This window comes from Paucisalibacillus globulus, assembly GCF_900184735.1.
GTDB lineage: Bacteria > Bacillota > Bacilli > Bacillales > Amphibacillaceae > Ornithinibacillus > Ornithinibacillus globulus_B.
In genome coordinates, this window is record NZ_LT855386.1 from 495,133 (window position 1) to 508,393 (window position 13,261).

A 13,261-nucleotide genomic window follows, 5' to 3' on the forward strand; every position below is an offset into this window, starting at 1 on the left:
CTTTTTTCCTCCTAAAAGTTAAGTAATTTATTAAATTTATAGATAACCTGAATTACATAATTGTAATTGCAGGATAACCAACGATAATCATGACAGCAATAAAAATCAGCACAAGTGGGAATACCAATTTGGATGATGCCTCTTCTCCTTTTGTTTTGGAGATATTCTTTCTTTTTTCCCATAATTCACGTGAGATTTCTCGCAATGCTAGAATTAAATCATTTCCACCTTTTCGGTAGTTTAATAGAATAGTTGTGGTAAACATGGATATTTCCTGAATTCCACACTTTTTGTTTAGATCATTTAATACTTGATGAAATGGTTCATTACTAACCATCTTGTTCACCGCTTCTGTTAATTCCATAATAAGTGGGGAATTTGGATCAGTGGCGGTTGTTACACATCGTAATAGAGCTTGTTGCACAGTTTCCCCAGCATTAATCAGTAGAATTAACTTATTCACCACTTCTGGTAACTCCATTAGAATCTTGTCTTTTCGCTCTTTTTCCTGACTTGCAAGTTTTTTCACCATGGCATATGGAAGAGCTAAGGTGAAGAACAATCCTGTCACAAAAATAGTCGAGTCACCGTCAGCTAATGCCGAAAATAACAATGAACCGATTAAACATAACAATACTATAGATATTAATTGCGCGAAGTACATACGTGTATGTTGTAAAGCAGTTCTATTTCCGTATAAACTAATCATTTTCTGTTGAATCTTAGCAATTTGACTATAAAAGCGTTCCATTATTTTAAATTTATCTAGTATGTACAAGGATATTGGTGCGAGAAACAATAATGGATATACACCTTTAAATTGCTCAATGACCATTTCATAACGCTTTCCAACCACAATAAATAAAATAATAAGAATGATTAATAGAACGATAGCCGGAATAAGAAAGTAAATCATTGCTTGATCACACCTTAATGTTCATAATTTTTTGGCTTAGCCAATAAGCAAATATCAATATGATTAAACAAACTGTCATGATGATAGGTCCGTTCGTAGACCATTTGTACATCGGTGCTAGGTAATCACCCGCACTGTATTTTAAGAGTAAAATCATACCTAAAGGTGCAACACTAAGGATTCTCGACTCAAAACGTTTCTGAGCTATCATTACGGCTACTTCTTGTTGGATATCAATTTTTTCACTAATGATATCAGATGTTCTTCGAATAACCTCGACTAGGTTACCACCGGTTCTTTTACACGTAATAAAAACATTAGCAAAATTAATAATGTCTTCAATATCAGAACGTAAACTAAAGTCTCGTATGGCATTTTCAACGGTTTCTCCATTTTCTATTCGACGGTTAATGATTTCAAACTCACGGATGATATACGTATTAGGGTCTGGATAAAGCAAATATAAATCTGCAACAACTTCTTTTAAACTATTCTCTATGGATCTACCAGCTGCTAAAGAGGTTGACAAAGACCCGATTGCTTCTTTAAATTGTACCTTTAACTTTTCCTTACGCTGCTCTAATAGTGTTTTCTTTTGAATCTTTGGGTAGAACAGTCCCAAACTAGCAATAACAAAGGCCACAATATAACTCTCGTAAAATAAATAGCCAATGGCGAAGAATACCCCACCTGATACAATGGCATAAAAAACATATTCTTTTATGGATAATCGATACACCGAGTAATCAACAAGATGGGTCTCTATTTCTCGATTTGATTTCTCATTTATCTTATCCAAGAAATGTTGCTTTTTTAGTAATTCGAGCTCTGTATCAGGTTTAAGATTCTTAATTGCTTCTGGTTCCTGCTTCTGTAACTTCTCTTTCTTTTTTCGATTAGCAACAACAAAAATATATGTAACGATGAGACCAAATAATATGATTAAAATAACTATATCAGTCATTTCATCCCCGCCTCTTCCACTTTTCCTACTGTAATACCAGCTAATTGTGCTTTTGACTTATTCCGCATCTGATTACCGGTAGACACTAATTTACCGATTATTTTTCCATTTTCCGTTTCGCCTTCCTCCACGAATTCATACAATGGATTCAGTTCAACATCCCCATCTACAACATCTAACACTTCACTAATTGCAACTACCTTCCTTGTGTTATCACGTAAGCGCATTAAATGAATCATGATTTCTACTGCAGAACTAATTTGTTTACGAATAACTCCCACTGGTAGCTCTGCACCGTTAAGTACCATTGTTTCTAACCGACTTAACATATCCTTCGTCGAGTTAGCGTGACCGGTTGATAAAGAGCCGTCATGTCCAGTGTTCATTGCCTGTAGCATATCTAATGCCTCAGCTCCACGAACCTCACCGACAATAATCCGGTCCGGTCTCATCCGTAAAGATGCTTTAATTAGATCACGGATGGTGATTTCACCTTTCCCCTCGGTGTTCGCATTTCTAGTTTCTAGACTCACCAAGTTAGGAACATTCTTAATTTGTAACTCTGCAGAGTCCTCAATGGTGATAATACGTTCATGTGTAGGAATGAAATTAGACAGGACATTCAGGAAAGTTGTTTTCCCAGAACCTGTACCTCCACTAATAAAAATATTGTATTTAGATACTACTAGCTTGTGTAAAAAGTCAGCTGCTTCTTGTGAAATTGATTGAAAGGCTATTAAATCATCAATTGTCAGAGGATGTTCCGGGAACTTACGAATTGTCATAACCGGCCCTTTTAGTGCAATTGGTGGTAGTACGACGTTTACACGGGAACCATCACTTAATCTAGCATCAACAATCGGTGAAGACTCATTGACAACACGGTTAACTCTAGAAACAATTGCCTGAATGATATCCTCTAGTTTTTGTTCACTTTCAAACTTAATATCTACCTGTGAGATTCTTCCATCCCGCTCAATAAATACTTCTTTATGATTATTAACCATGATCTCCGTAATTGATTTATCATCAATTAACGGTTGTAGAACATCATAGCCGCGAAATGCATTAAAAATCCGTTCTACAAGATACTTAATATCATTAGATTTCAACTTTTCTTCTTTCGCTAAATCAAAAACAGCAGCTTCTACATATTCAATTAACTCTTCATTAGAAATAGAGTGCATTAAATCCAGTGTTTCCCGTAATTGTTTAATTAAGGTTTTGACAATTTTGTCATAATCCACTATGCGGCACTCCTTCCTGCTCTGGCATAATCAATTTTCTAATAATCATTTGAACTTCTCGATTGAAATCATCGTTTCCTAATAACTCTGATTTGGATTGAAATTGGATCCAATTTTGAATAAATGGTAAGTAGCCTTCAACGGACAGTTCCGCCTCATTATAATCACCGATTAAGTTGCCATTAAACTTATTAACAATAATAGACATCTTATCCTTTACCGCATTTTCTTTTCCAAATATTCTTACCTCTTCATCTAGGAAAGCTTTTGTTTTCAACAGTCCAAGATGGTCATTGCTTACCACCCATAACACTAGGTCTGATTCTCTCATTGCTGTAATATTTCTCTCATGTATGGAACTATCTAAATCCATAATAATGTAGTCATATGAACCAATTTCCAAAAGACCATTTATGATTCTTTCAATTTCTGCATTGGTTAATTCCAGCATTTCCTGGGCATTAATTTCAATATCGAAGAAATCAACCATTGCTTGTGTATCATACTTTTTTAACTTTTCAATTTTAGATAGCAGTTGATTACTAGCTGTCTTAGCATAGTAGAAAATTTGTAGGGAAGAATCGTCCTGATCGTCAGTCAAAAATAACTTGGTTGTATTAAATGTTTCTAAGTTTAGATAGAAGACTTTTGCGTCATTTAGTGCTATTTGCTTTGCTAAGTTTACTGCCACAGTAGTTTTTCCAGTTCCACCTACAGGGGAATAGACAGAGATAATCTTTGTTTGACTATTTCTCATCAATAATTTCCCTGCATCCTCGTTAGTCTCATAATATAAACCTAAAATATCCCCAACAAGTTGGTCTAATCGTTGGTAGCGATATATTGAAGGTAGAGATTGATTATTAGTTGCCAATGTATCATCTTCTAATAATATAATGAGCATTTCATTTAACCTCGGAATATCCCTTTGATACATATCAGAGCTAATTAATAAGATATCAACCATATCCCCTTGTTCAATGTAAGAATTTAATGTATCCAAACTAGAAAAGTACGAGACGATAAATTGACTGCTTGATTTAGAATTTCGAATGAATGCTGCCAGTGATTCTAAATAATCTCTGTTACCATCTGCGATTACAATGCGAATCTTCTTCAATGTATAACACCACCGTAATATTGTAATTAACTTTTAATCTTCCATAAATTTTACTAAACTTCGAAGCAAAATAAATAGGAATACCCAAAAACAGTAATAAGTACCTATTTCCGCCGTGTAAATACCCTTAATTAGAGATATCCGAAATGATTTAAGCTACATAACCGAACAATGCTATATGTTATTAAAATAAAGTTCGGAATATGCTCTCTAACATTGAAAGAAAAATGTCGAATAATGATACCAATTTCATTCTGGAATATTTTAGCATAATTTCAACAATTATCACTTTTACGCACACAGTATATTATTCCTAGTCCTTTAGTACCGAAAACCACCTTCATTAACACAGATGTAATCTAAATGTAATCTAAATGTAATATTAAACCGCCAAAATTTTACTTTTTTCTATGACAAATAATCAAATATTAGTTAAAAAGTTACATTTGATTTTCTGGTATCTATGTTAAGATTATTAGTACGAGTATTTTGATAATTAGAGGTGAAGGTCAATTGAAGTGTAATCATTGTAAGCACAAACTAGCATCTAAAGACATAAAGTTTTGTCCAGAATGCGGTAATGAAATTGAAATAAAATCTAGTAAAAAAAGACCAAGAAAGATTATTTGGAGCATTTCTATCAGTCTTTTAGTTATAGTTTCCCTGGTCACTTTATACGTTATAGGCAATAAGAAATTTGATCCAACACTTAAACTAGATGCTTTTGAAACAGCGATAACAAGTGGAGATCAAACAACTCTGTCAGAGATATTAATACCATTTGAGGATTCCTTTGAAATAAATGAGAAAAATGTAACAAAGTTAATTGAATTTTATCAAGATAATCCAGAAGCACTCCAATCAACCTTACAGAAATTAAAAAAAGAATTGGATGGTCAACTAGCCGACTCTAGCAATTTTGCAACGATTCAGTTTAAAAAGGATGGTAAGAATTGGTTAGTATTTGACGATTATAAATTAGTTGTTATTCCCGCTTTTATTGAGGTAGTAACACCGGATAATGGGATTGATATTTTGATTGATGGTGAAAAGGTAGATACAACAGGTGAAGGTGGGTTTCACAAAAAGACATATGGACCTTATATGCCGGGGACTTATGATGTAAAAGCATTATTTGATATTAATTATGCTTCTACAGAAGAAACCCAAGAAACAACATTATTTAATATGGACACAAATACTACTAAACATGAGCTAGACCTTAGTGTGGGAACGATCCGTATTGTTTCTACATTCGAAGAGGATGCCACATTATTCATAAATGATAACAAAACGGATATTATCATCAACAAAGGAAATCAAGTAGTTGGTCCCTTTCCCCTTGACCAAAATCTTGAAATTCATTTAGAAAAAGAAATGCCATGGGAAACCGTTATAAGTAAGTCAGTAACCATATCGGAGGCAGAGCCTGAATATAGCATTCAAAAGGTTCTTACTGTTTCAGAAAAAGAAGTAGATAAAATTATCACCATTGTTAATGATGTTTTTACTACACATACGGAAGCAATTACCCAACATGATGCATCCATATTAGAGAACAATATTACTGACAACTTTAAAGAAAAATTAGAAGAACGAATTACGAAAGTTGAAAAGGATGTTCCAGACTATGAAGGTAAATTGTTAAAAGCACAATATCGAGTTAATTGGATTGAGGATCCTGTTTACAAGGAAGAGCTCGGTGCCTATGAATTCGATATTGATGTCATGTTTACCTATTATGAGCCAAAAGGTAGCTTAGGCAGACTGTTCGAAGGAGATAATGAACACGAATATGAACGAGGCTTGAATGTCGTATTAGTATATAATGAAGAGAAAAAAGACTGGTTCGTTGACCGTTATACGATGGAGCATTTCTTTGTTTATGATGAAGACCCTGTATATGAATTTGATTAAATAGCAAGGTGCTATGATGTTGATATCAACACCATAGCACTTTTTCCTATTTTAAACCTTTTAATGCTTTCCGTACTTCACCTGTTGCTCTTAAAACACCTAACACTTTTAGAGTTTTAACAGAATTTCTTATTAATTCTGCATCCACATTATCATCAAATACTAGCATTCCAACCACTTTAATATCCAACATTCGCCCTGATTCCATTACTTTCTCAAGATCTCTCCGAGAATAATACGTTACCCCTATAGTAAATGTTTTATCCAATATAATTCTATCTAAAATCGTAGCATGTTCTGACAATTGATTACGTATAGCATTTTTAATAAAATCTGTACGATTGGAATAAAACCCCTGCTCCACCATTAAGTCTATTTTCCCTAAATCCACCACATTTAAATTCACTGTAACTTTTTCTGTATCCGCCATATAATTCCACTCCAATTCTTTACTACATTATAACATAACTCCACACACCATCCAAGTGGATGGTAAATAAAAAAACAAAAAAAGACAAAACCTCTTTCTAAACAGGTTTTGTCTCTTATTTTTTTAATTACATTTGGTCCTCAAGAGTTGGTCCCATCACTCCAGGGACCTTGAGTCCTGCTTGTCTTAAGAGGACAGTCATTTGGCCACGGTGATGTGTTTGATGATCGATCATAGATCGCAACAATGACCCTCTAGGTACTTTCCCAGCAAAGCTATCTATTGCTTCTACAAATTGCTCGTCCGTCAGTTTTTCGACTTCTTGCTGCAGTTGTTCTGAAGCCCTGCTATACGCAGCTACAATCTCATTTGCATGAGAAGGCACATCGTTTGGTTGCCCTGCAGCATCGACTTTCAGACCAACTTGACCACCAAAAAACGATAGAGAATTTGCTAAATGCCAGCCTAGCCAACCAAGTGTATTATGTTCTTTAACAATTGCTTGCTCTAACTTGTCATCTGTTAATGCTTCAAGAACTTTAAGGGTACCCTGTGAAGCATGTTTCCACTCCTGTAGAAAATCTTCTTTCATTCGATACATATGTAATACTCCTTTCACCTTTTATCATAATCATTTTATCCAATTTTACTATTAATTGCACTGGACATGCATATATATAACTAACTAGAAGTATGAAAGGAGGATTTATATGAAAACGAAGCTAGCCATGCTCGGGGCATTGTTAGTTCTAGGACTGACCGCCCTATTAGACACACCATCAGATACCAACACAGCTTCCATGTACTATGGACTTGGGAATGAGGAATCGGTTGATGCAGATGCACAGTATGTACAACGTGCGACATCATACTCTTATGAATTTTTATTAGATGTAATGAAGGAAGTCAATGAAAATATTGTAGAGACCTACAGAGAATACCAAATCCATAAAGATGATGAAGGAAATATTATCTCTAGAATACCAACTTCTAATTACCAATACCTAAGATACGAAAAAGAATAATCTATTAATAAAGTATAAGAAAAAAATAACGCATGAAATGTAGGTAATTTCATCGTTATTTTTCCTTTTATAGCAATAATATTCTTATCTTTATATACTCCAAAATACCGCAATGGCTCCTTCACCAGCATGAACTGCTAAGGAGGAACTTATTTCACCAATTACAATTTCAAGGTCTGGCACTTCCGATTGGATTAAATCTTTTAAAGCATTCGCCTTCTCTGGTGCATTGGCATTAGCAATGGCAATTTTCTTAACAGAATGTTCCTTACAGGATGTTTTTATTAATTCTACTATTCTACGTGTTGACTTCTTCTCGGATCGGATTCGTTCTACTAACCCTAGTTCACCATTATTACCAATGGATAAAATTGGTTTGATTTGTAAAAGGTTCCCAATCACAAATGAAGCTCCGGACATTCTTCCTCCTTTAAATAACTGCTCCAATGTATCTAGCAGTATTAAGTTCTTTTGTCCGGTTACTTTCTCACGTAATATCTTCGCAATCTCATGACTGTCCAGTCCATCTTCAGCTAATTCTAATCCTTTCTCTAATAAACTAGTTATTGCAAAAGAAAGGGAATGTGAATCAATAATCTCTACATCAATATCAACTTGCTCAACAGCCGCTTTTGAACTAGAAATAGTACCACTTAATTTCGATGAAACATGTATTGCAATGACTTGTTCGTAGTCTTCTTTTAAATTCTCATATATTTCTACAAACCTGCCAACATTTGGCTGTGAGGTCTTAGGTACTTCCTTTTTCGTACGAATCATTTCATATAGCTCATCACTAGTTAAATCAATTGTATCTTCATATTCCTTACCTTCTGAAATAATTACAATAGGGGCAACATAAACGTCCGGATGTGCTTTTAGGTAATCCGTTAAATATGCTGTACTATCTGTTACAAAAGCAATCTTCTTGTTAGCCATTTTAGGCTCACCTCTCTATTTCATCTCTTTATAGAATAATTATACAATTAATCATTAATTATACCAAGTATTAATAACTGGTAATAATTATTTGAATAATAATATTATTTATTTTGATGAGCGAAAGCATAAGGAATGGATAGCTCGTGATGTGACTTGGTTCTTCGTATAAATACACTAATAATTATGAAATCAAATTTCCCCCTATCTCTTTTCCAGGAGGAAAAGTATAATAAGATAGAATGTACCATAGAAGGAAAAGGTGTTATATATCATGAGTTTATTAACTGTAAAAAGTTTAAGTCACGGGTTTGGTGACCGAGCAATATTTGAAAACGTATCTTTCCGTTTATTACAAGGAGAACATATAGGATTAATCGGTGCGAACGGTGAGGGTAAGTCAACTTTCATGAATATCATAATCGGTAATTTAGAACCGGATGCCGGGAACGTTACATGGGCAAAACATGTACGTGTTGGTTATTTAGATCAACATGCTGCCTTAAAACAAGGATTGTCTATTCGCGATGTATTACGTACAGCCTTTCAATATTTATATGATATGGAAGAAGAAATGAATCAGCTCTTTGCCAAAATGGGAGAAGTAGATCCTGATGAATTGGAAAAGTTACTGGAAGAAACAGGACGAATGCAGGATGCCTTAACTAATAATGATTTCTATACTATTGATGCTAAGGTTGAAGAAGTTGCTAACGGACTAGGTTTAAATGATTTTGGTCTTGACCGAGATGTGCATGATTTGAGTGGAGGGCAGCGTACCAAGGTTCTTTTAGCCAAGCTACTATTGGAAAAACCTGAAATCCTGCTTCTGGATGAGCCAACTAACTATTTAGATGTAGAACATATAGAATGGTTAAAAGGGTATTTACAGAAGTATGATCATGCATTTATATTAGTCTCACACGACATTCCCTTCCTGAATAGTGTCGTCAATTTAATTTATCATGTAGAAAATCAGGAATTAACAAGATATCCTGGTGACTATGATGAATTTTTGAGATTGCATGAGCTTAAAAAACAACAGCAAGTAGCTGCATTTAAGAAACAACAGAAAGAAATTGCAAATTTAAAAGACTTTGTAGCTCGAAATAAGGCAAATGCTGCAACTGCAAGAATGGCCCAATCACGTCAGAAGAAATTGGATAAAATGGACGTAATTGAATTAGATGCAGAAAAGCCAAAGCCAGAATTTCATTTCAAACAAGCTCGTACCCCAGGAAAATTCTTATTTGAAACGAATGATCTTGTCATTGGATATGAGGAGCCTTTATCTCGCCCATTAAATTTAACAATGGAACGGGGTCAGAAGATTGCCTTATATGGTGCAAATGGAATTGGTAAAACAACCTTGTTAAGAAGTATCCTAGGTGAGATTCCCCCTATTTCTGGTTCAGTACAACTCGGAGAACATCTGCACATTGGTTATTTTGAACAGGAAATTAAAACCGAAACGAATAATACTTGTATCGAAGAAGTTTGGGATGAGTTCCCCCATTTTACACAGTATGAGGTTCGGGCAGCTCTTGCAAAATGTGGACTGACAACGAAACATATTGAAAGTAAAGTGCAAGTATTAAGTGGTGGCGAAAAAGCCAAGGTACGCTTATGTAAATTAATTAACAATGAGTCTAATCTACTTGTACTAGACGAACCGACAAACCATTTAGATCAGGACGCTAAAGACGAGTTAAAACGTGCATTGAAAGAATACAAAGGTAGTGTTCTTCTAATTTCCCATGAACCAGAATTTTATGATGGTGTTGTAACAGATATTTGGAATTGCGAAGATTGGACGACTAAAATGTTTTAAAATAAAAAGAATGTCATGATATTGACATTCTTTTTTATTATGGGTTCCACTGATAAATCTCTAAATCTATTTGATCATGAATCCCAACTTCCACACCTTCTGCTTCAAGTTGTAGTATTTGCTCTTGATACGTTGCTTCATCTTTAATAACTACTTGTCCTTTTGCATTAATTACTCGGTGCCATGGTAGGTGGTGTTTATTGCTCATTGAATGAAGAATTCGAACTACCTGTCGAGCTGCCCTTGGACTTCCAGCGAGTCCTGCAATCTGTCCATATGTCATCACCTTACCTTCAGGGATGCTTTTAATAATGTGTACTACCTTTTCTGTGAATGGTGTCAAAGTACACTCCTCCAGTTTATTACCTATCCTAAATAGATTCTCGACTTTTAAGATTTGGTTGGCCTAGCCCATACCAAGACGAAGATACCTGACCAAAACCTGTCAATTCTTTCAATCTTAAGATTAGATTTTTCTACGAGCTTCACGATATTTCGATTACAATGACATCCAGAAATTCTATTATATAATGGATTGATTCCTTTCATTGCCATTGATAATAATGGATTTGTGCTCAGTCCATGTTCCATTAATAAGATAGTTCCACCTTTTTTGCACCAGGAATTGAATTTATTTAATGTATCTACCGGATCTGGATAACTACATAGTGTTAATGTAGAGACAATGCTGTCATACGAATTCACTTCTAGCCGAATAGTCGATATATCATGATTAATAAAATCAGCATTAACATTGTACTTCAGCGCTGTCTCTTGAGCACTTTCTATCATCTTTGTACTAAAATCCACTCCAGTAATTTCTGTCACTTTGTCTTTATCATAGTATGGAAAGTTCGCGCCTACACCAACGCCAACCTCCATCACCTTCCCATATGCATCCTTAATAATCTGTCTTCTCCAGTTATTCAGAGTTGAATTATTAAGGTTGTTTTCGTATATACTAACTTGCTTATCATACTTGTTGATGAGCTTCTTTTTATCCATAAATAAGAATCCTCCATGTTTAGGATCGTACATTTGGAAGGAATAACGAAAATCTTATTACCTATTTTTACTATATAATTACTTATTACTATTCATGTTATCTTATTCTTCTTCTACTCTCCAATTATCCCAATTCCAAAATCCAACTTCGTCTACATCAAGATGACTAACCCAACTTTCACTTTGTAATTGGAGTATTTCTTTCGTTGGGCCAGTAATAACAACACCATAATGTTGAATACCATTAGTCTTCAAATAATCTACACGTTTAGCCAATCTAATATCACCAAAAACTAGTTTATCAGCTTTTCCTTCATGTTCACTTAGAAAAAGAAGCGTCTTTAAGAACTGAGTGTGTAACATATCTGTATCCCCCTCTTCATAAGTAGGTGAAGAATAACCTTCTGAGACAACTTTACTACCGAGAAACCCTTTTTCCTCTTCTCGGGAATCTAGTCTCATATCATCATCATGCCAGATTGGGATGTCAGGAAATCCAATTGGTTCCGTTATTACCCCTTCATACCATCTATCATTCTCTTCTAATCCAGTGTCTACAGCAAACCAAAGGATATCCATGTTTTTCCTGTAAAATTTCTGAAATACTTCCTCTGTGTTCATTAACTTTGAAAAAGATAGATAGGCAGAAGCAACCGTTCCTTCGGGTAATTGCTCTAATTGATCCCAATCTGATATGCCACTAACATCTTTACCCGGATAAATAAACGCTGGCTGTTCCTGTGAAATTCTTCCAAAATACTCTTCTTCAGGAAATGCCATTAAGGAGAATAAAAAATTCACTTTCATTTCCCCTACTTTTACTGTCTCATCCCCAATTCTTTTTTCTAAGTCCCTACTAGCCTCCATTCCAAAGAATGGTTTGACATTCGTACTAGTACCTCCATAAGCAGCATAAGGATTAGTAACTGTCATGGTATAATCAATCACATCTCCGAATACTTCCGCTCTATCAGGCTTCCCCCATGCAAAATAAATCATGGTTAATACAGAGGTTACAATAGTAACCAAAATGATAAAACAAATCACGGTGAAGGTCGTTGAAATCCTTGCCTTCCATTTGCTGAGTGTAAGAATCTTTCTTTGTTTAGTATCACTTAATAATGGCACTTTTGTGCCGTCCACCTCTTTTTCTTCGAGATATTCCTGATATTTTTCTAGTCTCTCTAATTCTTTTTCCATTTCTTCCATTTCCGTTTCTGATAGGTTTCCTTTTTCATAGGCTTCTAGTCTTTTTTTAAAGTCATCCTTCATCCGCTTCATTCCTCCTTCTTCTAATTGCTTGCCTACCACGAAATAATAATACTTTAAAATGTGATTGCTTAACCTTCAAGACCTCTGCAGCCTCTTGTTGAGATAACTGATGGAAATCATGTAGTAAAACAGCAAGTTTATGCTTTTCTGGAAGTGATTCTAATAAACTAATAATCTTCTTGACTTCCTCTTTAACAATTATGTCCTCTTCCATACCAGTCTTACGTTCTATAAGGGATACAAAATAACTGTCATCCTTAATTATCGTTTTTTTATGCTTTCTGTAATAATCAATAAATACATGATGTGCTATCGTAAATAACCAAGTTTTAACATGTTCACCTTTATAATTCTCAATATATAGATGCGCCCTGACAAAGGTCTCTTGGACAAGGTCCTCTGCAGTATGATGATTACGACTTAAGGAAAAGAGAAAACGATACACATCTTGAAAATATGTAGAATAAACGTAATTAATATCTTTCTTCATTTTCTCCTCCCCTTTACCTATTAAACGAATATGACTTGATTTGGTAACAACTTTCCCAACTTTTTTCAATTTGTATCCATTATACGTTACACAACCTAGATGGAG

At 34.7% G+C, this 13,261-nt stretch carries 14 protein-coding genes; 3 read left to right on the forward strand and 11 right to left on the reverse strand.

From position 1 onward, the window contains the following. Window positions 1-52: 52 nt before the first annotated feature. Genes BN999_RS04525 through BN999_RS04540 form a run of 4 tightly spaced genes read right to left on the reverse strand, consistent with a single transcriptional unit; the run spans window position 53 to window position 4,247 of the window. Window positions 53-916: a type II secretion system F family protein gene (locus BN999_RS04525; protein ID WP_096270189.1), complete on the reverse strand. Its 864-nt coding sequence runs from the start codon at window positions 914-916 to the stop codon at window positions 53-55. Window positions 917-923: 7 nt separating this feature from the next. Beyond that, window positions 924-1,880, reverse strand: coding sequence for a type II secretion system F family protein (locus BN999_RS04530; RefSeq protein ID WP_096270190.1), 957 nt, complete (start codon window positions 1,878-1,880; stop codon window positions 924-926). Then, complete coding sequence (locus BN999_RS04535; protein WP_096270397.1) at window positions 1,877-3,067, reverse strand: CpaF family protein; 1,191 nt, start codon at window positions 3,065-3,067, stop codon at window positions 1,877-1,879. The genes BN999_RS04530 and BN999_RS04535 overlap by 4 nt, the downstream gene beginning before the upstream one ends. Window positions 3,068-3,116: 49 nt before the next feature. Continuing rightward, window positions 3,117-4,247, reverse strand: a complete 1,131-nt coding sequence (locus BN999_RS04540) for an AAA family ATPase (protein WP_096270191.1) — start codon at window positions 4,245-4,247, stop codon at window positions 3,117-3,119. A 513-nt stretch (window positions 4,248-4,760) separates the two neighbouring features. Here BN999_RS04540 and BN999_RS04545 point away from each other — a divergent pair. Beyond that, window positions 4,761-6,164, forward strand: a complete 1,404-nt coding sequence (locus BN999_RS04545) for a zinc ribbon domain-containing protein (RefSeq protein WP_096270192.1) — start codon at window positions 4,761-4,763, stop codon at window positions 6,162-6,164. 46 nt (window positions 6,165-6,210) lie between these two features. On the opposite strand, the gene BN999_RS04550 is transcribed toward BN999_RS04545, so the two are convergent. Further along, window positions 6,211-6,594 (reverse strand): CopG family transcriptional regulator, encoded by a 384-nt coding sequence (locus tag BN999_RS04550; protein WP_096270193.1) that lies wholly within the window; start codon window positions 6,592-6,594, stop codon window positions 6,211-6,213. Window positions 6,595-6,721: 127 nt separating this feature from the next. Further along, window positions 6,722-7,195 (reverse strand): DinB family protein, encoded by a 474-nt coding sequence (locus tag BN999_RS04555; protein WP_096270194.1) that lies wholly within the window; start codon window positions 7,193-7,195, stop codon window positions 6,722-6,724. 109 nt (window positions 7,196-7,304) lie between these two features. Between BN999_RS04555 and BN999_RS04560 the strand changes: the two genes are divergently transcribed. Then, complete coding sequence (locus BN999_RS04560; RefSeq protein ID WP_096270195.1) at window positions 7,305-7,619, forward strand: hypothetical protein; 315 nt, start codon at window positions 7,305-7,307, stop codon at window positions 7,617-7,619. 90 nt (window positions 7,620-7,709) lie between these two features. On the opposite strand, the gene BN999_RS04565 is transcribed toward BN999_RS04560, so the two are convergent. Beyond that, window positions 7,710-8,558, reverse strand: a complete 849-nt coding sequence (locus BN999_RS04565) for a DegV family protein (protein WP_096270196.1) — start codon at window positions 8,556-8,558, stop codon at window positions 7,710-7,712. Window positions 8,559-8,832: 274 nt separating this feature from the next. Here BN999_RS04565 and BN999_RS04570 point away from each other — a divergent pair, with 274 nt between their 5' ends. After that, window positions 8,833-10,389, forward strand: a complete 1,557-nt coding sequence (locus BN999_RS04570) for an ABC-F family ATP-binding cassette domain-containing protein (RefSeq protein WP_096270197.1) — start codon at window positions 8,833-8,835, stop codon at window positions 10,387-10,389. A 37-nt stretch (window positions 10,390-10,426) separates the two neighbouring features. Here the strand turns inward: BN999_RS04570 and BN999_RS04575 are convergent, their stop codons facing one another. The 4 genes from BN999_RS04575 to BN999_RS04590 all read right to left on the reverse strand — a co-directional run bounded on the left by BN999_RS04575 (window position 10,427) and on the right by BN999_RS04590 (window position 13,156). Then, window positions 10,427-10,732 carry an MGMT family protein gene (locus tag BN999_RS04575; RefSeq protein ID WP_096270198.1) on the reverse strand — a complete coding sequence of 102 codons (306 nt, stop codon included), beginning with the start codon at window positions 10,730-10,732 and terminating at the stop codon, window positions 10,427-10,429. Between the two features lie 47 nt (window positions 10,733-10,779). Further along, complete coding sequence (locus tag BN999_RS04580; RefSeq protein WP_096270199.1) at window positions 10,780-11,394, reverse strand: class I SAM-dependent methyltransferase; 615 nt, start codon at window positions 11,392-11,394, stop codon at window positions 10,780-10,782. A 102-nt stretch (window positions 11,395-11,496) separates the two neighbouring features. After that, window positions 11,497-12,675 (reverse strand): anti-sigma factor, encoded by a 1,179-nt coding sequence (locus BN999_RS04585; protein WP_255247398.1) that lies wholly within the window; start codon window positions 12,673-12,675, stop codon window positions 11,497-11,499. Further along, window positions 12,656-13,156 (reverse strand): RNA polymerase sigma factor, encoded by a 501-nt coding sequence (locus BN999_RS04590; RefSeq protein ID WP_096270201.1) that lies wholly within the window; start codon window positions 13,154-13,156, stop codon window positions 12,656-12,658. The genes BN999_RS04585 and BN999_RS04590 overlap by 20 nt, the downstream gene beginning before the upstream one ends. Between the last annotated feature and the right edge of the window lie 105 nt (window positions 13,157-13,261).